The 22,526-nt window shown below is 69.6% G+C and carries 16 protein-coding genes and 2 pseudogenes; 8 read left to right on the top strand and 10 right to left on the bottom strand.

Annotated elements, in window-relative coordinates:
• Positions 1 to 81: 81 nt before the first annotated feature.
• Positions 82 to 1,296 (bottom strand): ROK family transcriptional regulator, encoded by a 1,215-nt coding sequence (locus AW27_RS06875; protein ID WP_037915259.1) that lies wholly within the window; start codon positions 1,294 to 1,296, stop codon positions 82 to 84.
• Between the two features lie 597 nt (positions 1,297 to 1,893).
• Between AW27_RS06875 and mgtA the strand changes: the two genes are divergently transcribed.
• The gene (gene mgtA, locus AW27_RS06880) at positions 1,894 to 4,614 is read left to right on the top strand and encodes a magnesium-translocating P-type ATPase (RefSeq protein ID WP_106967493.1); all 2,721 of its coding nucleotides are present in this window, start codon (positions 1,894 to 1,896) and stop codon (positions 4,612 to 4,614) included.
• Between the two features lie 103 nt (positions 4,615 to 4,717).
• On the opposite strand, the gene AW27_RS06885 is transcribed toward mgtA, so the two are convergent.
• From AW27_RS06885 to acnA, 4 genes are all read right to left on the bottom strand, one after another.
• On the bottom strand, positions 4,718 to 5,644 hold the full coding sequence (locus AW27_RS06885) for a carbohydrate ABC transporter permease (RefSeq protein WP_037915256.1): 927 nt from the start codon (positions 5,642 to 5,644) through the stop codon (positions 4,718 to 4,720).
• A gap of 13 nt (positions 5,645 to 5,657) precedes the next feature.
• A complete protein-coding gene (locus tag AW27_RS06890) occupies positions 5,658 to 6,602 on the bottom strand; it encodes a carbohydrate ABC transporter permease (RefSeq protein ID WP_037915254.1) in 945 nt (314 codons plus the stop codon).
• Positions 6,603 to 6,644: 42 nt separating this feature from the next.
• Positions 6,645 to 8,069 (bottom strand): N-acetylglucosamine/diacetylchitobiose ABC transporter substrate-binding protein, encoded by a 1,425-nt coding sequence (gene ngcE / locus AW27_RS06895; RefSeq protein WP_037915251.1) that lies wholly within the window; start codon positions 8,067 to 8,069, stop codon positions 6,645 to 6,647.
• A 328-nt stretch (positions 8,070 to 8,397) separates the two neighbouring features.
• On the bottom strand, positions 8,398 to 11,112 hold the full coding sequence (acnA, locus tag AW27_RS06900) for an aconitate hydratase AcnA (protein WP_037915249.1): 2,715 nt from the start codon (positions 11,110 to 11,112) through the stop codon (positions 8,398 to 8,400).
• A gap of 295 nt (positions 11,113 to 11,407) precedes the next feature.
• Between acnA and AW27_RS06905 the strand changes: the two are divergent.
• Positions 11,408 to 12,185, top strand: a pseudogene (locus AW27_RS06905) (TnsA-like heteromeric transposase endonuclease subunit).
• Positions 12,186 to 12,507: 322 nt separating this feature from the next.
• Here AW27_RS06905 and AW27_RS06910 read toward each other — a convergent pair.
• Together AW27_RS06910 and AW27_RS06915 are read right to left on the bottom strand one after the other, a co-directional pair.
• On the bottom strand, positions 12,508 to 12,933 hold the full coding sequence (locus AW27_RS06910; protein ID WP_037915247.1) for a hypothetical protein: 426 nt from the start codon (positions 12,931 to 12,933) through the stop codon (positions 12,508 to 12,510).
• 636 nt (positions 12,934 to 13,569) lie between these two features.
• Positions 13,570 to 14,121 carry a hypothetical protein gene (locus AW27_RS06915; RefSeq protein ID WP_236647506.1) on the bottom strand — a complete coding sequence of 184 codons (552 nt, stop codon included), beginning with the start codon at positions 14,119 to 14,121 and terminating at the stop codon, positions 13,570 to 13,572.
• 183 nt (positions 14,122 to 14,304) lie between these two features.
• Between AW27_RS06915 and AW27_RS06920 the strand changes: the two genes are divergently transcribed.
• Complete coding sequence (locus AW27_RS06920) at positions 14,305 to 14,856, top strand: SMI1/KNR4 family protein (protein ID WP_052029988.1); 552 nt, start codon at positions 14,305 to 14,307, stop codon at positions 14,854 to 14,856.
• Positions 14,857 to 14,870: 14 nt separating this feature from the next.
• Here the strand turns inward: AW27_RS06920 and AW27_RS06925 are convergent.
• The 3 genes and pseudogenes from AW27_RS06925 to AW27_RS06935 form a co-directional block, all read right to left on the bottom strand.
• Positions 14,871 to 15,350: pseudogene (locus AW27_RS06925) on the bottom strand (IS5 family transposase); the annotation flags it as partial.
• Between the two features lie 32 nt (positions 15,351 to 15,382).
• Entirely contained in the window at positions 15,383 to 16,273 is an 891-nt protein-coding gene (locus tag AW27_RS06930; RefSeq protein ID WP_037915244.1) for an aminoglycoside phosphotransferase family protein, read from the bottom strand.
• A 310-nt stretch (positions 16,274 to 16,583) separates the two neighbouring features.
• Positions 16,584 to 17,447 carry a haloalkane dehalogenase gene (locus AW27_RS06935; RefSeq protein ID WP_037915242.1) on the bottom strand — a complete coding sequence of 288 codons (864 nt, stop codon included), beginning with the start codon at positions 17,445 to 17,447 and terminating at the stop codon, positions 16,584 to 16,586.
• A gap of 95 nt (positions 17,448 to 17,542) precedes the next feature.
• On the opposite strand from AW27_RS06935, the gene AW27_RS06940 reads away from it, so the two are divergent.
• The 5 genes from AW27_RS06940 to AW27_RS06960 all read left to right on the top strand — a co-directional run bounded on the left by AW27_RS06940 (position 17,543) and on the right by AW27_RS06960 (position 22,519).
• Positions 17,543 to 18,031: a MarR family winged helix-turn-helix transcriptional regulator gene (locus AW27_RS06940; protein WP_037915240.1), complete on the top strand. Its 489-nt coding sequence runs from the start codon at positions 17,543 to 17,545 to the stop codon at positions 18,029 to 18,031.
• Between the two features lie 157 nt (positions 18,032 to 18,188).
• Positions 18,189 to 19,718, top strand: coding sequence for a helix-turn-helix domain-containing protein (locus AW27_RS06945; protein WP_037915238.1), 1,530 nt, complete (start codon positions 18,189 to 18,191; stop codon positions 19,716 to 19,718).
• Between the two features lie 243 nt (positions 19,719 to 19,961).
• Positions 19,962 to 21,290 (top strand): cytochrome P450, encoded by a 1,329-nt coding sequence (locus AW27_RS06950; protein ID WP_037915237.1) that lies wholly within the window; start codon positions 19,962 to 19,964, stop codon positions 21,288 to 21,290.
• A 24-nt stretch (positions 21,291 to 21,314) separates the two neighbouring features.
• Complete coding sequence (locus tag AW27_RS06955) at positions 21,315 to 21,995, top strand: hypothetical protein (RefSeq protein WP_037915235.1); 681 nt, start codon at positions 21,315 to 21,317, stop codon at positions 21,993 to 21,995.
• Between the two features lie 11 nt (positions 21,996 to 22,006).
• A complete protein-coding gene (locus AW27_RS06960; protein ID WP_037917702.1) occupies positions 22,007 to 22,519 on the top strand; it encodes an FBP domain-containing protein in 513 nt (170 codons plus the stop codon).
• The last annotated feature ends 7 nt before the right edge of the window (positions 22,520 to 22,526 follow it).

Genomic DNA, 22,526 nt, shown 5'->3' on the forward strand with positions numbered 1-22,526 from the left:
CCGAGGTGGATGTGAGTCAACCCCGGCCGCGTTTTGCCGTCAAGGAGTGAATTCTTAACGAGATGACAACGGTGCCATTCGTTATCTACCTGAAGGCAAGACGGCTGGAGCTCGCACTCCACTTCCATGATCTGACAAAAGTGTCGAATCGCCCATCTCGCTCAGCACGAGAGCCAGTGCGCCCAGCACCTCGGCACGGCCGCCCAGGGACCCCGTCAGCACCGACAGCTGTCGGGCCGCGCTGGGGATCGCATACCTCCCCACTGATTCACGGATGGGGGCCAGGACCAGTTCACCCGCCTCCGCCAGCGAGCCGCCCAGCACCACCCGGCTGGGGTTCAGGAGGTTGCACAGGCTGGCCACGCCGCTGCCGATGTGGCGGCCGACATCGGTGATCACCCGACGGCAGCCGGGGTCCCCGTCGCGGGCCAGCTCGACCACCCGCTCCATCGTCAACTCCGGCCCGTGCGTGCCCTGGAGCAGCGGCAGGACGTACCGGGCCGCGGCGAAGGTCTCCAGGCAGCCGCGGTTGCCGCAGCGGCAGACCGGGCCCGATTCGTCCAGCGTGATGTGCCCGATCTCGCCCGCCGTGCCGCCCGGGCCGCGGTAGATCTGGCCGTTGATCACCAGGCCGGCGCCGACGCCGCTGGCCACCTTGATGTAGGCCAGGTCCTTCACCCCGCGGCCACTGCCCCAAACGAGTTCGCCGAGCGCGCCGAGGTTGGCGTCGTTGTCCACGTAGACGGGCACTCCGAGGCGCTGCGAGAGCTCCTGGCGCGGATTGATCCCCGCCCAGCCCGGCAGGATCGCGGTGGAGCCCAGGGTCCCGGACTCCACGTCGATCGGGCCGGGGACGCCGAGCCCGACCCCGATGACCTTGTCCAGCCCGACCCCGATGCCCTCGATCAGGCGCCCGACCAGTGCTTCCGCCCGGTCGAAGCCGTCCGCCCAGGAGGCGTCCACGTCCAGCGGCTCGGTCTCCTCGGCCAGCACCTGGTGGGCGAGGTTGCCGACGGCCACCCGGAGGTGGGTGTGGCCGAAGTCGACGCCGATCACGATGCCCGCGTCACCGCTGAGCGACACGCTCCGTGCCCGCCGACCTCCGGCCGAGGTGTCGGTGACCTCGACGGTCCCGCCGTCCTTGAGCTCCCGGACGATGTTGGAGACCGTGGCCGCCGACAGTCCGGTGGTACGGGCGATCTCCGCCTGGGTCAGCGACCCCGCGAGCCGCACCGCCCGTACGACCCGTTCGAGATTCGCGCGGTGCAGCGACGACTGCGATCCGGGAGTCTGCACGACTCATCCACTCCTGCCCTGTAGCGACGGCCAGCCGTCGCCCCCCGGCCGGGTCGCCTCGCGGCTGCGCGCTCCGAGTCCCCGGCATCTCTCCAACTTGTGAACCTTAAGTCGAGCCTTTGCGCATCCGCACGTCAAGAGGCTGACATGACACGAAACGGGCCTACCGGCCGAAAGGGGGAGGGAGTAGCCCCGCGGATCGTGTTACGGTCGCTGGGGCGCCGGTCCTCTGCGGCCCTTCCGGCCGGACCGGGCGCCCGTCATGTCAGCGCGAGGCGAGGAGGTGTTCGGGATGAGTCCCGATCGAAGTCCTCGCAGCGCTCTGTGCGGCTGACCCGCCGAACGGCCCTTCGGCCGAACGGCTGAGCAGCCGGCCTTTCCCTGAGTGCGCGCGGCGGTGCACCACCGCGCCCGTGCGCTGCTGCGTGCATCCCGCGTCCCCCTTTTCCGCATGACCGGACGACCTCGTCCGGCGTGCGTCACCCCAGTCCGTCGGCGTCCGGCCGGCCCGCAAGGCCGCCGCACACCGACTGTCGATCACTCCACGTGACCGTGCGGCTTCGCGCTGCCCGGAACCGTGGAAGGAGGTTATGTGCCATGACCATGCTCACCCCCCGTACGCCGGCCAAGCTCGCGCCGCCGGGCCGGTCCCGCCGCGAGCGCAAGGCCGCCGAGCTGGAGTCCCGTACCCGGCTCGTCGGCGAGCGCCTCGCCCGGATCAGCGCCGGACCCGGCGTAGGAGCCCTGCAGTCCGTGGACGCGTCCGCGGCGGGCCTCACCCACGCCGAGGCCGCCCTGCGCCTGGAGCGCCACGGCGCCAACGTCGTCGCCCACGAGCGCACCCCGCGCTGGTACGTCCAGCTGGTGAAGGCCTTCTGGAACCCCTTCATCGCGGTCCTGGTCGTCCTGGCCGCCGTCATGTACTGGCAGGACCCCGCGGACCCGGGCGTCGTCATCCTCACCGTGATGGTGGTGATCAGCGGACTGCTGCGCTTCTGGCAGGAGTACCGCTCCGGTCGCGCCGCCGACGCGCTCAGGCAACTGGTCACCACTACGTGCGCGGTGCGGCGCCGGTCCCACAGCGGGTCCGCCGCCACCACCTTCGAAGTGCCCATGGACCAGGTGGTTCCGGGCGATGTGGTGAGGCTGGCCGCGGGCGACCTGATCCCGGCCGACCTGCGCCTGCTCACCGCCAAGGACCTGATGGTCGGCCAGGCCGCACTCTCCGGCGAGTCCCTGCCGGTGGCCAAGGCGGACACCCGCGCGGAGGACCTGGGTCAGCAGGACACGACCGACCCGGTCGAGGCCGACAACCTGGCCCTGATGGGCACCTCGGTCACCTCCGGCACCGCCACCGGGGTCGTCGTCGCCACCGGAGCGGACACCTACTTCGGCTCGATGGCCGGCTCCCTGGTCGGCGAGCGCCCGCAGACCGCCTTCGACACCGGTGTGCGCAAGGTCAGCTTCCTGCTGATCCGGTTCATGCTGGTCATGGTCCCGGTGGTCTTCATGATCAACGGCCTGACCAAGGGTGACTGGGACGAGGCCTTCCTCTTCGGTGTCGCGGTCGCCGTCGGCCTGACCCCCGAGATGCTCCCGATGGTGGTCTCCGCCAACCTGGCGCGCGGTGCCGTCGCCCTGTCCAAGCGCAAGGTGGTCGTCAAGCGGCTGGGCGCCATCCAGAACCTGGGCGCGATGGACGTGCTCTGCACCGACAAGACCGGCACCCTCACGGAGGACCGGATCGTCCTGGACCGGTACCTGGACGTGCACGGCAACGAGGACGGCGAGGTCCTGGAGTACGGCTACCTCAACGCGCACTTCCAGACCGGGCTGCGCAACCTCATGGACCAGGCGGTCATCGACCGCGTCAACGAGGCCGAGGAGGTTGTCGTCGACGCACGGTTCTCGATGGTCGACGAGATCCCCTTCGACTTCGCCCGGCGCCGGATGTCCGTGGTCCTGGCCCGCAACGCGCTCGTCGGGGGCTCCGGACCGGTCGAGCACGTCATGATCACCAAGGGTGCGGTCGAAGAGGTCCTCGCTCTCTGCACGCACGTCACCGACCGCGGCGAGACGGTGGAGCTGACCGAGCAGCTCCGGTGGCACGTCACCCGGATCGCCGAGGACCACAACCGGCGGGGCCTGCGGGTCCTCGCCGTCGCCACCCGCGGCTTCGACACCCCGCGCAACACCTACTCCGTCGCCGACGAGGACCGGCTGACCCTGGTCGGCTTCCTCGCCTTCCTCGACCCCGCCAAGGCGGACGCCGCCCGCGCCCTGGAAGGACTCGCCGACAAGGGCATCGCGGTGAAGGTCGTCACCGGCGACAACGAGCTCGTCGCCGCGCGGGTCTGCGCGGACGTCGGCATCGACGTGGGGACCGTGGTCCTGGGCGCCATGACCGACGACCTCGACGACGCCGAACTGCGCGCGCTGGCAGCCCGTACGACGGTCTTCGCCAAGGTCAACCCGGTCCAGAAGGCCAGGATCGTCCGGGCCCTCCAGGCGGACGGGCACACCGTCGGCTTCCTCGGCGACGGCATCAACGACGCGGCCGCGCTGCGCGACGCCGACGTCGGCATCTCGGTCGACACCGCCGTCGACATCGCCAAGGAGTCGGCGGACATCATCCTGCTGGAGAAGGACCTGACCGTCCTGGAGCAGGGCGTCCTCCAGGGCCGGACCACCTTCGGCAACACGATCAAGTACATCAAGATGACCGCGTCGTCGAACTTCGGCAACGTCTTCTCGGTCCTGGTCGCGAGCGCCTTCATCCCCTTCCAGCCGATGCTCGCGATCATGCTGCTGGTCCAGAACCTGGTCTACGACATCGCCCAGCTCGCGACCCCGTGGGACCGGATGGACGAGGAGTACCTGCGCCGGCCCCGCACCTGGGACGCCAGGGGCATCGGCCGCTTCATGGTCACCATCGGCCCGATCAGCTCGATCTTCGACATCGCGATGTTCCTGATCATGTGGCACGTCTTCGCCGCCAACAGCGAGGCGAGCCAGTCCCTCTTCCAGTCCGGCTGGTTCGTCGAGGGCCTGCTCTCGCAGACCCTGATCGTCCACATGATCCGTACCCGGAAGATCCCCTTCATCCAGTCCCGCGCCTCCTGGCCGGTCATGGTGATGACCGTCCTCGCCGTACTGACCGGGCTCTGGCTGCCCTTCTCGCCGCTGGCCTCCTCGCTGGGCTTCGTCGCCCTGCCGGCGAGCTACTTCCCGTGGCTGATCGGTGTGCTGCTCGCGTACTGCACGCTCACCCAGCTCGTGAAGACCTGGTACATCCGCCGCTTCGGCACCTGGCTGTAGCAGGAGGGGGGCCGATGCCGCCCACCGTCCGGCGGACGGCCGCGCACCCGGCCGCCGCGCTCGGACGCGGAGCGGTCATCGGACCCCGCCCCACGCGGGGCCGCTACTTCAGGGTCGCCGAGGTGAGGCCCGCCTGGATCTGGCGCTGGAAGGAGAGGTAGACCACCAGCATCGGGATCATCGCGATGGTCACGCCGGCGAAGAGCACGGGCAGGTCGGTCTCGTAGCCCTGCTGTTGCTGGAGCTGGATCAGGCCCTGGGTGAGCAGATAGCGCTCGGGGTCCGATCCGGTCTGGGGCTGCATCAGCACGGAGGGCAGGATGTACTGGTTCCACTGGCCCAGGACGTTGAAGATCCCGACGCTGATCAGGCCGGGCTTCGCCATCGGCACCATCACCTGGAAGAAGATCCGGGTGTCGGAGGCGCCGTCGATCACCGCGGCCTCGTGCACCGCCGTCGGCAGGGTGCGGAAGAACGAGTGCATGAAGAAGACGGTGAACGGCATCGAGTACGCCACGTACACGAGGATCAGGCCCTGGTACGTGTTGAGCATGTCGAACCGCTTGACCATGAAGAACAGCGGGACGAGTGCCAGGAAGACGGGGAACATCGCCCCGCTGACGAAGAAGTAGTAGATGAACCGGTTGCCCGGGAAGGGGTAGCGGGCCAGGACGTAGGCCGCCATCGAGCCGAGCAGCATCGTCAGCGGGACCGAGAACACCATCACGATGAGGGTGTGGGCGAAGTAGTCGCCGATGCCCTTGTCCCAGGCCCGCCCGAAGGCGTCGAGGTTCCAGTTGGTGGGCCAGCTGAGGGCCGAGCCGCCGATCTGCGCGTCGGTCTTGAAGGAGCCGAGCGCCAGCCAGATCAGGGGCAGCACGATCAGCACGGCCCACAGGACGAGGAAGCCGTGGGAGAAGACGTTGAGGACCATGCCCTCGGAACGCCCCGCACCCCGTTCCCCGCCGGGGGCGGCTCCCCCGGACCGCTCCGCAGCGGATTCGCCCGGGGCCTTGATCACTGTGGTCATGACGGTCTCCCGCTCAGAACTCGATGCGCTCGCGGCGGGTGGCGCGCAGCGTGATGACGGAAAGGATCATGGTGAGGACGAGCATGACCACGCCCATGGCGCAGGCGTAGCCGCTCTTGCCGAAGTAGAGGAAGTTCCTCATGAGCACCGTGGCCATGACCTCGCTGTGGTGGTCGGGGCCGCCGCCGAACTGGCCGGAGGTCATGGTCGACACCAGGACGAACATGTCCATCGCGGCGATGCCCAGGTAGACCGCGGAGGTCTGCACGGAGTCCCACAGCAGGGGCAGGGTGACCCTGAAGAACGTCTGGGCGCGGCCGGCGCCGTCGAGGAGGGCCGCCTCGTAGATGTCCTTGGGGACGGACTGCATGGCCGCGGAGAACAGGACCAGGTAGAAGCCCACTCCGTGCCAGACCACCACCAGGAGCAGGCACCACAGGACGAGCCTGGGCTCGTTCAGCCATTCGATCGGATGCATCCGGTCGACGATGCCGAGCCGGATGAGGACGCCGTTGAGGAGGCCGCCCTCGTCGGTGCGGTACACGGCGCCGAAGAGCACCGCGAGGATGGCGAGGGAGAGGACCTGCGGGAAGAAGTAGACGACCTTGTAGAGGCGTGAGCCCGCCACGCCCTGCACACCGCCGGCCCCGCCCCGCCCGCCCGCGTTCACCATGAAGGCGAAGAAGAGGGCGAGCAGGATGGTGACCACCGGCACGAACACCAGGAGCAGCAGGTTGTTCCAGAGGGCCCCGCGGAAGACCTCGTCCTTCATCAGGGCGGAGTAGTTGTCGATGCCGACGAAGTCGAACGTCGGCGACTGGCCCGTCCAGTTGGTGAAGGAGTAGCCGAACGTCTGTACGTACGGCCAGATGACGAAGGTCAGATAGAGCGCGAGGGGTGCGATGAGGAAGCCGGCGATGAAGCCGGTCCGCCCCCTGCCCTGGACTACTTGGCTCATGGTGTCCGTCCCTGGTGTGCCGGTGACCGGTGGGGCCTGCTGTCAGCTGCGACGGTTGTTCTTGGCGTTGGGATCCTGCGCCGCCTTGTCGACCGCCGCCTGGGCCCGCTTGATCCACTCCTTCGGCTGAATCCGCTTGGCCATCAGCTCGTTGGACGCGTCCTGGATCGCCGTGTCCATCTCGCTGTACCAGTCGGGGTAAAGGTAATTGAAGGTGTTCGTTCCCGCCGCCTTGAGGGCGGCCACCGCCGACTGGGTGCCGGGCCGCAGCGTGACGCCCGGGTCCACGCCGTCCTTGACGACGGTGAGCGAGTTGGCCTGCTGGGCGAAGATGGTCGACCATTCCCGGGACAGCATCGAACGGATGAACTCCAGGCCGCCCGGCTTGTTGGCCGCCTTCTCGGGGACGATGAACGGCTCGCCGGCACCGGCCCGGATGGCCTCGAAGGGCAGCTTGCTGTCCGCGAGCAGCGGGACCGGGAGGAACTGCATGTCGAAGTCGTCGGGCGTCTGCTTGAGCTGCTCGTTCTCCAGCCAGGAGCCGGACGGGATGAAGGCGGCCTTGTACTGGTTCCAGGCGGTCTGGGACTCGGTGTGGGTCAGGCCGTTCGTCCCCGGGAGGAGCAGGTCCTTCTCGACCACCTCGTAGACCGCCTCGACGGCGGCGAGGGCGGCCGCGTTGCCCTCGAAGGCGTTGGGCTCCAGGTTGTCGATCGCCTTCATGGCGTCCAGGCCGCCCTTCTTGGCGATCAGGTCCATGATGACGACGTTGATGTAGTACGGGTACTTGCCCTGGTGGGCGAGGCCGCCGAGGCCGGCCTCCTTCGCCTTGGCGCAGATCGCGAGGAACTCGTCCCAGGTCCGGGGCGGCGTCCAGCCCTTCTCCTTGAAGAGCTTCCCGGAGTACCAGAATCCGTAGACCGTGTAGACGTAGTTCAGCGAGACGAACTTGCCGCCCTGCGTGCCCTGTTCGATGGTGCCCGCGATGAGCGTGTCCCGGACCTTCTTGCTCGGGTCGTCGAGGGAGGGGGCATCCAGCACCGGCGTGAGGTCCGCGAGCTGGTTGCTCTTGAAGAGCACGTCCAGCTTGATCTTCTGGGCTCCGGAGTTGTCGACCACGTCCGGCGGATTGCCGCCGTTGAAGCGGGTCTGCAGCTTTCCGGTGATCTCCTGGGTGCCGAGGTGGGAGCTGGTCGTGCCCCACTTCTTGTCGAAGGCGGCCTCCCAGGCCTTCGCGTAGTCGTCGCCGAAGCCGCCCTTGAAGACGACGACGTCCATCGTGCCGCCCTTCGCGACACCGAAGGGGTTCTCCTTGGACACGACCCCCTTGTCGGGACCCTTCGTCGTGTCCTCACCGCCGGAGGCGCAGGCGGACAGGAAGCTCATCGTCGGCACGCTGATCAGTCCGAGCGCTGCGGAACGCTTGATCAGATCACGGCGGCCGAGGCCCTCACCAGTGGATCCCATGCTCATGTCCTCGCCTTCGTCAGGAGTGTGAAGGAGGCCGGAAATCGCGGCAGTTACCGTGCATGCGGGCATCACCGCAGGTCCCCCGGCATCCCCCGGCCCGGAGCCGCTCGTCACGCGGCGGCCCGGACGGGCACAGGTATAGTCCACTTCCGCTCGGCTGAGCAAGATCGTGCACAAGGATCGTTCCCGGCTTTTCCGAGTTGAGACCTGTCCGTCACCTGAGACCGTCGCCGCCGCCGCACGGAACGACAAGGGCCGTACCCCCTCGTCGGGGGTACGGCCCTATGGTGCCGACAGACGGCGGATCGCTCCGCCTGGCGCGCCCTTAGCCGCGGATGAGGTTCCGCAGGACGTACTGCATGATGCCGCCGTTGCGGTAGTAGTCGGCCTCACCCGGCGTGTCGATGCGGACGACCGCGTCGAACTCCACACCGGTGTCGGTGGCGACCTTGACCGTGCGCGGGGTGGTGCCGTTGTTCAGCTCCTCCACACCGGTGAAGGAGAAGGTCTCCTCGCCGGTGAGGCCCAGGGAGGCCGCGGTGGCGCCCTCGGGGAACTGCAGGGGCAGGACGCCCATGCCGATCAGGTTGGAGCGGTGGATGCGCTCGTAGGACTCGGCGATGACGGCCTTGACGCCGAGCAGCGCGGTGCCCTTGGCCGCCCAGTCGCGGGACGAGCCGGAGCCGTACTCCTTGCCGGCCAGGATGACCAGCGGGATGCCGGCGGCCTGGTAGTTCTGCGAGGCGTCGTAGATGAAGGAGACCGGGCCGCCCTCGACGGTGAAGTCGCGGGTGAAGCCGCCCTCGGTGCCCGGCGCGATCTGGTTGCGCAGGCGGATGTTGGCGAACGTACCGCGGATCATGACCTCGTGGTTGCCGCGGCGGGAACCGTACGAGTTGAAGTCGCGGCGCTCGACACCGTGCTCGGTGAGGTACTTGCCGGCCGGGGTGTCGGCCTTGATCGCACCGGCCGGGGAGATGTGGTCGGTGGTGACCGAGTCGCCCAGCTTCGCCAGGACGCGGGCGCCGGCGATGTCGGAGACCGGGGTGGTCTCCATCGTCATGCCCTCGAAGTAGGGGGGCTTGCGGACGTAGGTGGACTGCGGGTCCCACTCGAAGGTGTTGCCGGTCGGGATCGACAGCGCCTGCCACTGGGCGTCGCCCGCGAAGACGTCGCTGTAGGACTTGCTGAACATGTCCTCGCCGATGGCGTTCGCCACGACGTCGTTGACCTCGGCCTCGGAGGGCCAGATGTCCTTCAGGAAGACCGGGTTGCCCTCGGTGTCGGTGCCGATGGCGTCCTGGGTGATGTCCACCTTCATGGAGCCCGCGATGGCGTACGCGACGACCAGCGGCGGGGAGGCCAGGTAGTTCATCTTGACGTCGGGGTTGATCCGGCCCTCGAAGTTGCGGTTGCCGGAGAGCACCGAGGTGACCGCGAGGTCGTGCTCGTTGATCGCCTTCGAGATCTCCTCGTCCAGCGGACCGGAGTTGCCGATGCAGGTGGTGCAGCCGTACCCGACGAGGTTGAAGCCCATCTTGTCGAGGTACGGGGTCAGGCCGGCCTTGTCGAAGTAGTCGGTGACGACCTTCGAACCGGGGGCCAGGGTGGTCTTGACCCACGGCTTGCGGGTCAGGCCCTTCTCGACCGCCTTCTTGGCCACAAGGGCGGCGGCCACCATGACGTAGGGGTTCGAGGTGTTGGTGCAGGAGGTGATCGCGGCGACGGTGACGGCGCCGTGGTCGATCTCGAAGGAGGTGCCGTCGGCCAGGGTGACCTGGGTCGGGCGGGTCGGCACGCCGTTGGTGGCGGCCGGGGCGTCGGAGGCCGGGAAGGACTCCTTGCCCGCCTCGTCGGCGTCGTCGACGTAGTTCAGGACGTCGACCGCGAACTGCTGGGAGGCGTTCGCCAGGACGATGCGGTCCTGCGGGCGCTTCGGGCCGGCGATGGAGGGGACGACCGTGGAGAGGTCGAGCTCCAGCTTCTCGGAGAAGTCCGGCTCGGCGGCCGGGTCGAGCCACAGGCCCTGCTCCTTGGCGTACGCCTCGACGAGCGCGACCTGCTGCTCGGAGCGGCCGGTCAGGCGCAGGTACTTCAGGGTCTCGCCGTCGATCGGGAAGATCGCGGCGGTGGAGCCGAACTCCGGCGACATGTTGCCGATGGTGGCGCGGTTCGCGAGGGAGGTGGCGGCGACGCCCTCCCCGTAGAACTCCACGAACTTGCCGACGACACCGTGCTTGCGCAGCATCTCGGTGATGGTCAGCACCAGGTCGGTGGCGGTGGTACCGGTCGGCAGCTCGCCGGTCAGCTTGAAGCCGACGACGCGCGGGATCAGCATGGAGACCGGCTGGCCGAGCATCGCGGCCTCGGCCTCGATGCCGCCGACGCCCCAGCCCAGCACGCCGAGGCCGTTGACCATGGTGGTGTGCGAGTCGGTGCCGACGAGGGTGTCGGGGTAGGCCTGGCCGTTACGGACCATGACGGTGCGGGCCAGGTGCTCGATGTTGACCTGGTGGACGATGCCGGTGCCCGGGGGGACGACCTTGAAGTCGTCGAAGGCGGTCTGGCCCCAACGCAGGAACTGGTAGCGCTCCTTGTTGCGGCCGTACTCCAGCTCGACGTTCTGCGCGAAGGCGTCCTTCGTGCCGAACTTGTCGGCGATGACCGAGTGGTCGATGACCATCTCGGCGGGCGAAAGCGGGTTGATCTTCGCCGGGTCGCCGCCGAGGGCCTTCACGGCCTCACGCATCGTGGCGAGGTCCACGACACAGGGGACGCCGGTGAAGTCCTGCATGATCACGCGGGCCGGCGTGAACTGGATCTCCTGGCTGGGCTGGGCCTGGGAGTCCCAGCCGCCGAGCGCCCGGATGTGGTCGGCGGTGATGTTCGCGCCATCCTCGGTGCGGAGCAGGTTCTCCAGCAGCACCTTCAGGCTGTAGGGCAGGCGGGCAGAGCCCTCGACCTTGTCCAGCCGGAAGATCTCGTACGACTCGTCGCCCACCTGCAGCGTGCTGCGGGCGTCGAAGCTGTTCGCCGACACGACAGTCTCCTTCATGCATGAATTCGCGCGTATTACCGCATCCTGCCGCCACGCCCCTTGGCCAATCCGCTAAGGTAAGGCTAAGTTAGGTAGTCCTTACCAGCGGGGGCGGCTGCGGTACGCCTTGGGCAGATATCTCGATGTCGAGATAACTCTAGTACATGTCCGGGCGCGACGACGAGGCACGCCCCTTGACCGCTCTCATCCAATCGAGGCGTTTACTCACCGAACCCAGTCGTTCGGCCTTCCGTCTCAGTGAACCTAGTCGTGCGGGCAATCGCACTGGGGGTTCTGGGTGGCCGTACCGGCTGGGGTGGATCTTGCAGGTCTGTACGTCGAGCTGTCGTACGTGGACGCGGTAGGCGAGCGACAGCGATGTCCGCTGGTGGACTGTGCGACGGCCCGTTTCGAGGACGTAGGGCCGGTGCGGCCGTTTCGGTGGTCGCGTGGTGAGCGTCACTTCTCGGGCTGGTACTGGGCGGCGACGACCGGGCAGCATGTCGGCTTCGAGTCCTGGCTGGAACGGGACCGGCTTCTGCTCATGGACTTCGACCCGATGGTGGCAGGGATCGCCTCGCAGCCCTTCTGGCTGCACTGGCACGACGGGCTGCGAGAGCGTCGGCACGCTCCGGACTACTTCGTACGCCGCGTGGACGGCTCGGCGGTGGTGATCGATGTGCGCGCGGACGAGCGGATCGAGCCGAAGGACGTGGAGGCGTTCGAGGCGACACGGGTGGCCTGCACCCAGGCGGGCTGGGGCACCGGAGGCGGTGTTGCTGGCGAATGTCCGGTGGCTGTCGCGCTATCGGCACCCGCGGTGCCTGCACCGCACCACTGCGGACCACCTGCGGGAGATCTTCGCGACACCGAGGCCGCTACTGCCCGGGGCAGACGCGGCGGGTGACCGGCTCGCGACGCTGCCCGCGCTGTTCCATCTGCTCTGGCTCCAGGAACTGGTCGCCGAGGACCTTTCGGGCCAGTTGCTGGGCCCTCGCACGGTCGTGGGCCTGGCCGGAAGGTTCACCAACCTGCTGCCAGGCAGCTCGCCGGACACGCAGGCAGAGCGAAACTGAAGTCGCTCAAAAATCCGCATGCGCCGCATGCGGCGCCCTGTTCACCAAAGCACAGCAGCGCAATCCGACTCGTCGTTGGTGCTCAAGAAGCTGTAGGAACTGGGCATACACCCAGCGCAAGCGTCCCGAAGGATCATCCCCTTCGACCCTTCCACCGAGGCTGAAGCAGCCGGCGAAATGCACTGTCTGCTCGACTCCCCTCAAGCACAAGGGCAGCGGACCTCGACGCCGGACATGTTCCATGACCTGCCGCCAGAAAGCACTCCGCCTGCGCAAACAGGCTCCGCTCGACGTGGAGAACAGACCGGCGCAGCAGGCTCACTCAATCCACAGTCCCTGAGGCGACCGCGTCAATCCCTGATGCCCGCAGCTTGCGGGCCAGGAGCTCCATCTCGGGCAGCGTCCCTGAGTACTGCCCGCTGAGGACCTGCTCCAGCACGGCCTTGACGCCGTCCAGGCCGATGCCGAGTTCCGCTCGCAGCACCCGCATGATGATGGCGCTGCTCGCTGGCGCGCTTACCCGCAGCCGCGCGCGGCCACGCTCGGAGAGCAGTCGGCTACGCAGATCATCCGGCAGGTCACCGCCGCAAACAGCCAGGGCGAGCCCGCAGGACGAACACGTCGACTCAACATCCCACCGCAGCGTCTCGCCCACCAGCGCCTGGACACCGCACCACTCTGCCTCGACACCGCACCCCTGGCACACAGCGGAGTACCTGACGGACTCGACCAAGATCGACTTTTCCATGATTCCCCCCCCTCACCAGAGAAGAGGGTAAGCGGCAAGTCGAACATCTTCCTGGGCTCCAACTCTCGGCATCGAACCCGCCAGCCCACGGTCCACGGCCGCACCGATGCCTCACGCAGCTGTCTCACTCAATCCAGTCCATGCAGGTCCACGAGATCCGGGCGACTGACTTCGCTGAGACAGGACACCCCTGTGCCGTCTCGTCGAGGGTCGAGCGTTCCGGGCGGAGGCCGGTGGCGGCTGGGCGGCTGGGCGACTGGGCGGCTGGGCGGCTGGGCGGCGCCAACGAGACTCGCAGCGTCGCGGAGCAGGAAGGGCCTGCGGTCGATCCGCCGCTCCCTCTACTGCATCACCCGTATCCGGGCGCGCAACCACCGCGGCGACGGCGCGTGGACCGAAGCGGACCGCACGCACCTGCGCCGCAGGCCGTCCCCCCTTCGGCGAGCCGGCCCGCCCTCACGCCGTGGGCTGCCGGAGGGCGCCGGGGGCGGCATGCACCCGCATCGACTCGCCGGGCGGCGCAGCGCCAGTCGGCGTGTCGCCCACCAGGCCCGCACCGCGCCGCCCCTTCCGGCCGAGGAAACGGGCGGGGCCGTGTTGCGTCGTCGCGATTCAGCGGCCTGGACGGACCAGGCGTCAGAGATGCCTGGCAGGTGCGGTGGCTTCCGCTCGCCCGTCGGCCCGGCTTCGCCGAACCCACCAGCTCCACGCCGTGTGCCCGATGAGAGCCCCGGCTACGACACATGCTGCGACGCGCGTCACGTTCCAGGTCGCAGAGAAAACCGGCCCCTGCACGTCCGCCTCCACGCTCAACCGCCGGGTCGCCTCGAAGAAGGCGATGAACGGAACGAGCAGACGGAACAGAAGGCCGCCGACTCCGGGCGTCCGCGCCATGTTCCCGACGAACCCCAAAGGCGCACCGAACACGAAAGCCGCTGTTCCCCACACGAGAATCCGCCCGTCCTTGAAGGCGCCGGATTCCCACTGCACTCCAGCAGGGACGGGGGTGGCAGCTTCCATTCCGGCTGGAAGGGCGGGATTCATGTCCTTGAAAAGGTAGTAGGCGGCCACACCCACGGCCAGGCCCGAGGATGCCAGCAACGCAGACTCGATGGTGGACCGACGGGAGCAACCCACCAGTAACGCATAGCAGGCCCAGGGCCAGCCACTGGAAAAGACCGTACTCATGACCACGCAAACGGCATTGCCCCCTTTCCCGGCAAAGGGGCCCACCAGGCCTAGGCCGCCTCTTTTGGATCTTGCAGGGCTCCGGAGACGGGGCCCTGGAGATTCGCTGCAGAGACCGTCCTCGTAGGTTGGGCCTTGAGACGAGCGCCGCGCAGTGCGGGCGGCGGGACGAAGGGTGGGGACATGCGCGGGACGGAAGCGGTGGCGGCACTTGCCGAGCTCATGCCGGTGACTGTCGGGGTCGACGAGCAGGTCGACTGGGACGAGGTCGAGGCAGCCTGGGGGACCCGGTTCCCCTCGGACTACGTCCGCTTCATGGAGGTGTACGGGTCGGGGGCGATCAGCGACGGAATCAGCATCCTGCTGCCGTCACTGCGGGCCGAGGGATACCCCTACAGGGACGGCCCGGGCTTGCGGGACGAGACGGAGAACGCCCGCGAGACCTGGGAGATGTGCCGGGACGGCGCCGACTTCGACGTGGACCCCGAGTCCATCGTGGCCTGGGCCGTGACGTCGGGCGCGGACATCTACTGCTGGGTAACCACGGACGAGGACCCGGATCGATGGCCGGTCCTGATCTGCGGACGACACACCGACCCCGAGATGCAGTTGCACCCTCTCGGCATGGCCGAGTTCCTTCATCGGCTCCTGAGTGATGCGGTGTTCCGAAAGGGGAAGATCAGTACCTCCCTGCAGGACGAGGTGTCCTTCGTCAACTGGCGGAACGAACTATAGGCCGCATATTCGGATCACCTTGCTGACCAGATGAAGATGGCGGCGAGGTGGAGTCCGGCGAGATAGATGGTTGCGTTCTTGTCGTAGCGAGTGGCCAGGCCACGCCACTGCTTGAGTTTGTTGATGCACCGCTCAACGGTGTTCCGCCGCTTGTAAGCCTCACGGTCGAAGGCTGGCGGGCGGCCGCCGAACCGGCCCAGCCGCTTGCGGTTCACGGCCTGGTCGGCGGGCTGCGGGATCACCGCCCGGATCCCGCGCCGCCTAAGGTGACGGCGGATTGCCCGGGACGAGTAGGCCTTGTCGGCCAGGACGAGGTCCGGCGTGATCCTGGGACGGCCGATCCGCCGGGGCACACGTAGGCGGGCCATGACCTGAGGGAACGCCGGTGCGTCACCGGCCTGGCCGGGCGTGATAACGAACGCCAAAGGCCGGCAGCGGCCGTCGGCGACGAGGTGGATCTTCGTGGTCAGCCCACCGCGGGAGCGGCCGAGGTTCGCATCCGTGACGGCCCTTGACCGGGACGACATCACTCCGTCGAGGCCAGAATGCGGTCGAGGGTCCGGCGCCCCGTGCCGCTCATCACCGGGTTGCTCTCGGCGTAGTACCAGACGAGGCCCATCGCCTGTTCAAAGGCCCACGCCGTGCCGCGCGCCCACTCCAGATCGTCGCAGGCCAGTGTCCGCCGAAGCACTTCCCGTGGACCGGGCTCCAGCAGGTGCCAGGCACTGACCAGATCCAGCGCGGGGTCGGCCGGGCCGAAGCCGCCGGTGTCGAGGACGCCACTGAGCCGGCCTCCCGCGACCAGTACGTTGCCGGGAATCAGGTCGCCGTGGCTCATCACGTCGGCGCCCGTGCGCGGCAACTCCCGGAAGCGGCTCCACAGCCGGCGCAGCCGGGGTACGTCGAGCAGCCCCTCGCTCTCCTCGAAGCACTGCGCCATCCACTCGTCGTGGTGGGCGAGAACGCCGCCCCGGTTGTCGCCGCTGAAACGCCGCCCCCGCGTCTCGGCGTTCCGCAGGGCCGCGATGAAGGCGGCGAGGTCCTCGGCGAATGCGTCCGACCCGCTCGGATCGGCATCGAGGGCGACCGTTCCCGGCAGCCATGTCTGGACCGACCACGGCATGGGGTAGCCCGCTCCGGGCTGTCCCGTGGCGACGGGTTCCGGGACGGGGAACCGGGACACCTGCGCCAGCTCCGCGCTCGCCCGTGCCTCCTGTTCCAGAACGGCCAGCGCCTCGGCGGCGTCGGTCGGGCGCAGCGGGAAACGCGCGGAGAGGCCCTCCCCGACGCGGAAGATGGCGTTGACCGTTCCGGTCGATGGCAGGGGCCGGATCGCCTCGCCGCTCCACTGGGGGAACTGTTCTTGAACCAGGGCCGCCACGATGTCGGTGGTCACGTCCACTTGGTCGACGTGCATGGTCAATCCCGCAGGCCCTTCCACTGGTCCGGTTCGACACGACGTGAGCGGTTCCGATCGACCGGCACACAGCCAGTATTCAGGCGCCGGGTTCCGGATCAACCGGGTTTCCTTCGGCCGACAGGCGCCTCGGACGTTCCGGCCGCCGCGGGCCGCATCCGCGGCTTCGGGGCACGGGATGCGGGATGCGGGATGCGGGATGCGGGATGCGGGATGCGGGATGCCGAGCGGTCGTCCGCGGTCGTCCCCGGTCACCCGGGCCGTGCCCTGACGGGCGGGCGCGTCCCCGGTGCACCCTCCGCGGCGCGACTCACCGGGCAAGCGCGTGGCGGACGGCCCAGGCGTTGACGGCCGCGGCGATCTCCTCGGGCCGGTCCTCCGGGCAGAGGTGGGCCGCGGGCCCGCAGTACTCGCTCTCCAGCGCCGAGATGTTCCGCTCGCACCAGGCGGCGGCCTCGGCGCCGGTCATCAGGGCGGGCGAGCCGTCGAAGGTGAGCAGGAGCTTGGGCACCTCGGGGCTGTCGGCCAGCCAGGCGTCGTACCGCTCGACGACGGCGACGACGTCGGCCGGCTCTCCTCCGATGGGCAGTGAGCGGGCCCACTGCAACAGGGGCCGCCGGCTCTCGCGGGTGGGGTAGGGGGCACCGTAGACGGCGCGGTCCTCCTCGGCCATCGGGTGGAGCACCGTCTGCAGAATGCTGTCCTCGATGAAGATGTTCCGGTCGAGGACCATCTCCTCCCCCAGCCCCGGGGTGCGTATCGCCTCGAACCGGACGCGTGCGGCGGGCGGGTACTCGTCCCACTCCATCGGGCGCACGATCGTCTCCATGAAGGCGATCCCGCGGACCCGCCCGGGGCGGCGGGCGGCCCGGTCGAGGGCGAGCGCCCCGCCCCAGTCCTGGCCGACGAGCACCGCCTCGTCGAGTCCGAGCGCGTCGAACCACGCGTCCAGGTAGCGCGCGTGGTCGGCGAAGCGGTACTCGCCGTCCGGCTTTCCGGAGCGCCCCATGCCGATGAGGTCGGGCGCCAGGACGCGGACCGGGCCCTCAATGCGGGGCAGCACTCCCCGCCAGAGGTGGGAGGAGGTGGGGTTGCCGTGGAGGAAGACGAAGGGCACGCCCTCGCCGCGGTCCTCGTAGTACATCGTCGAGTCGAGTACGTCGATCGTGGGCACGGGAGCCCCTTCCGCAATCGTTGGCGTGACTAACGTTCGCAACACGAACGAAACTATACCGTTGGTGTCACTAACGCAAGCGGTAGCATCACCTCATGACCACCAGGGAGAACGGGGGCGCGGCCGTACCCGCGCGACTGCGCGAACTACCCAGCCGCCTGCTGGGACTGGCCTCCACGCATGCACAGCGACTGGTGGCCGAGACCCTCGGTCGGGCAGATGCCCACAAATGGCACTATGCAGCGATGGTCGCCCTGGAGGAGTGCGGACCGGCGAGCCAGGCCGCGCTGAGCGACCGCACCGGCATCCACCGCAGCGACCTGGTCGCCGTCATCAACGAACTCGCCGAGCGCGAACTGGTCGAGCGGGCACCGGACCCCGAGGACCGCAGGCGCAACGTCATCACCCTCACCACGCCCGGTCGGCGGCGGCTGCGCCGACTGGAGCAGCTCCTCGACGCGGCCCAGGACGAACTCTTGACCCCACTGTCGGCCACGGAGCGCGAGCAGCTCACCCACCTGCTGGGCCGGATCGTCGAGCACCACACGCACGGCGGCCACGCCGCGGAACCTGACGGCCGGTAACGCGCGCGGGGTGCGGGGGCACCACCCCCAACACATTCCGAAATAGCCCATAACGCCGCCCCGACGCACACTCGACGCACGACCGCCACGGCGTTCGATTCACCCATCTGCCACACCCGACGCAGGAGTCATCTCATATCTGAGATACGGTGCCCCCATGGCAGACGACTACCTCGTACGCATCGGCAAGCTCATCCGTGACGCCCGGCAGCACCGGGGCTGGACACAGAGTCAGCTCGCCGAAGCCCTCGGCACCAGCCAGAGCGCGGTGAACCGGATCGAGCGCGGCAACCAGAACATCAGCCTTGAGATGATCGCCCGAATCGGTGAAGCTCTCGACAGCGAGATCGTCTCCCTGGGCTATGCCGGCCCGATGCACCTGCGCGTGGTCGGAGGCCGCCGCCTGTCCGGCGCCATCGACGTCAAGACGAGCAAGAACGCCTGCGTCGCGCTGCTCTGCGCCTCACTGCTCAACAAGGGCCGGACGGTCCTGCGGCGGGTGGCCCGCATCGAGGAGGTCTACCGCCTCCTGGAAGTCCTGAACTCCATCGGCGTCCGCAGCCGCTGGATCAACGACGGCGTGGACCTGGAGTTGGTCCCGCCGGCCCGCCTCGACATGGAGGCCATGGACGCGGACGCGGCCCGCCGGACCCGGAGCATCATCATGTTCCTGGGCCCCCTGCTGCACCGCATGGAGACCTTCCGCCTGCCGTACGCCGGCGGATGCGACCTCGGCACCCGCACCATCGAGCCGCACATGATCGCCCTGCGCCGCTTCGGCCTGGACATCACCGCGACCGAGGGCATCTACCACGCGAAGGTCGCGGCCGGCGTCATTCCCGACCGCCCGATCGTGCTGACCGAGCGCGGGGACACGGTCACCGAGAACGCGCTGCTGGCGGCCGCCCGGCACGACGGCGTCACCGTCATCCGCAACGCCTCCTCCAACTACATGGTCCAGGACCTGTGCTTCTTCCTGGAGGCGCTGGGCGTCAAGGTCGAAGGCGTCGGCACCACCACGCTCACCGTCCACGGCGTCCAGAACATCGACGTGGACGTGGACTACTCCCCCTCCGAGGACCCCGTCGAGGCGATGAGCCTGCTGGCCGCCGCGGTCGTCACGGAGTCGGAACTGACGATCCGCCGGGTGCCGATCGAGTTCATGGAGATCGAACTCGCGGTGCTGGAGGAGATGGGACTCGACCACGACCGCTCGGCGGAGTACTCGGCGGACAACGGCCGCACCCGGCTCGTCGACCTCACGGTCCGCCCCTCGAAGCTCGAGGCTCCGATCGACAAGATCCACCCGATGCCCTTCCCCGGGCTGAACATCGACAACGTCCCCTTCTTCGCGGCCATCGCGGCCGTAGCCCAGGGCCAGACCCTCATCCACGACTGGGTGTACGACAACCGCGCCATCTACCTGACGGACCTGAACCGCCTCGGCGGCCGCCTCCAGCTCCTGGACCCCCACCGCGTCCTGGTCGAGGGCCCCACCCGCTGGCGCGCGGCGGAGATGATGTGCCCGCCGGCCCTCCGCCCGGCGGTGGTCGTCCTGCTGGCGATGATGGCGGCCGAGGGCACCTCGGTCCTGCGCAACGTCTACGTGATCAACCGCGGCTACGAGGAACTGGCCGAGCGCCTCAACTCGGTGGGCGCCCAGATCGAGATCTTCCGCGACATCTGAGCCGCCCGCGCCCCGGGGCCCGGCGGGCCGTCGGGCGTGGGTTGACGATCGTCACCGCCGTGGCGTGGATCGACCCGTCGTCAGTGCCCCCGAGTTCGGGCTGTGGCCGCCCGTCGAACCTCGGGTGCACCGGTCACCGAGCCCGTCGCCGCCCGCGCGGCCGCACGCGCTCTCGCCAGGAGCGGACGCGGACGGCAGAATCGGGCTCCGGCAGCAGGGGACCGGGGACGGGCGGGCGTCGGCATGACATTGGGCAGGAACGCGGGCAGCGCAGGTGCGGGTACGAGTGCGGGTACGGGGGTTCCGGTGCTTCCCGGGGCGCCGCTGCTCGGATCGCTCCACGACCTGAAGTCGGACTCCCTCGGCACCTATCTGCGGGCTCGGCAGTGGCTCGGTGACGTCGTACGGGTCTCGGCCGGGCCGCCCGGGATGCGGTCCGACCTGTACTGCGTGTTCTCGCCCGAGGGCGTCCAGCAGGTGCTCGCCTCCCAGTCGGCCAACTTCCGCAAGGACAACCCCTTCTACCAGGAGGTCCGCGACTCCTTCGGCAACGGACTGCTGACCAGCCAGGACGAGGACTACCTGCGTCAGCGCCGGCTCGTGCAGCCGCTGTTCACGCGGCGCCGGGTGGACGGGTACGCCGGGGCCGTCGCCGCCGAGACGGCGTCGGTCGTCACCGCCTGGCAGGAGGCCCCGGACGGCGTCGTGGACCTCTCCGACGAGATGACGCACCTCGCGCTGCGTGCCGTCGCCCGGATCCTCTTCGGCACCGACGTCGAGGCCACCGCCGACGTCGTGGCGCGCTGCTTCCCGGTGATCACCGACTACGTGCTGCGCCGCGGCTACTCCCCCGCCACCGTCCCGCGCCACTGGCCCACCCCGGCGAACCGGCGGGCGGCCGCCGCGATGGACGAGCTGTACGGGGTCTGCGACCAGATCATCGGGCAGCGGCGGCGGGACCGCGCCCCCGCCCCCGCCCCGGATGGGCAGGCCCCGGCCGCCGGCGCCACCGTTGGGCAGGCCGCCGACGAGGACCTGCTGACGCTGCTGGCCGCCGCCCGGAGCTCGCAGGACCGGGCCCGCACGGAGATCACCCGGGTGTTGGGCGACCGTACGCCGCAGGCCCGCGACCTGGACCGGCTCCCGTACCTCTCGCAGGTGGTCAAGGAGGCCATGCGGCTGTACCCGGCCGCGCCGGTCATCGGCCGCAGGGCCGTCGCCGCCACCCGGATCGGGGAGCACACCATCCCCGCGGGCGCCGACGTGATCCTGGCCCCCTGGGTGACGCACCGCCATCCGGAGTACTGGCCGGACCCGGACCGCTTCGACCCGGAGCGCTTCACGCCGGAGGCGGAGGCCGGACGGCCGCGCTACGCGTGGTTCCCCTTCGGCGGCGGCCCGCGCGCCTGCATCGGGCAGCACTTCTCGATGCTGGAGTCGGTGGTCGCGCTGGCGATGATCCTGCGGACGTACGCGTTCGAGGCGGTGGACACCCGGATCCCGGTCGGGGCGGGAATCACCCTGCGGACGGAGGGTCCGGCGCGCTGCCGGGTCCGTCGCGTGGACCGCTAGCGGCCGCCCGGCCATCATGGCCGGATGGACGAGGAGATTGCGGGCCGGCTGTCGCCGTACGTACGCAGGCCGAAGCGCGCGTTGCTGCCCGGCTCGCCCGCCCCGCTGCCGCTGCGGCGCCGGATCGGCGACTTCTTCCTCTTCCGCTTCCTCACCGCGCTGCCCGACGACCTCGCCGACGCCGTGGCCGCGCTCCTCGACCCCTTCCAGCGGACCGCCCGCCTGGCCGGGCGGCTCCTGCACGGACCGGCCCTGCGCGGCGGCTGGGCGAGCCGGGCCGGGCGCTTCGCCCTGGCCCTGCACGGCTTCCACTGGGCGCACTGGCAGGCCGAGACCGAGGGGCCCGGCGGCCTGTTCACCGCGCGGCGCATCGACGGCCCGGTGGCCGCGGGCACGGTGACGGCGCGGCCGCCCTGGGGCCGCGGCGACCCGGCCCGCGGGGCGCACACCGCCGTCTGCTCGCTGCGCCGCGTCCCCCGGCTGCGCCGCCGGCCGGCCCGGGTGGACCTGGTGTTCACCGACGGCTCGTGGCTGGCCCTGCGGATGGGCAGCCGGGCGGACGCGGCCCGGCTGCGCGCCGCGCTCGGGCCCGCACGGGGCTCGGAGGCACCGGGTGCGACGCCGCCGCCGTCCGCGCCGGCGGGTGCGCGCGGGGCCGGTCCCGGGCCGGAAATCGGGGTGCGGGCCGGCCGGGACACACCATAGGGTCGATGCCCGTGGAACCACTCAGCGAGAAACAGATCCGCACATCCTTCGTGAACTGCACCAAGGGCGAGGCGGCGCGCCTGCGCCTGCCCCTGGACTTCGCCGAACTTCCCTGGGAGGACCTGGACTTCCTGGGCTGGGTCGACCCGGGCGCTCCGCTGCGGGCCCACCTCGTGCTGCCCCGGGAGGAGGGCCCGCTGGGGATCTCGCTGCGCGTGCCGTCGGTGGGCCGCACCAGCGCGGTGAAGTCCAGCCTGTGCCAGATCTGCCTGACAGGTCACGCCTCCTCCGGGGTCACCCTGCTCGCCGCGCCGCTGGCGGGCGCCCGCGGCCGCGAGGGGAACACGGTCGGCACCTACGTCTGCGCGGACCTGGCCTGCCCCCTGTACGTCCGAGGGAAGCGGCAGCCGAAGCTGCGCGGCGGGCGGCAGGAGGAGTCGCTGACCGTGGGCGAGCGCCTCGCCCGCATGGAGGCCAACCTGAACGGCTTCGTCTCCCGCGTCACCGGGGTCACGGTCGGCTGAGCCGCCC

The organism is Streptomyces sp. PCS3-D2 (assembly GCF_000612545.2).
Classification (GTDB): Bacteria; Actinomycetota; Actinomycetes; order Streptomycetales; family Streptomycetaceae; genus Streptomyces.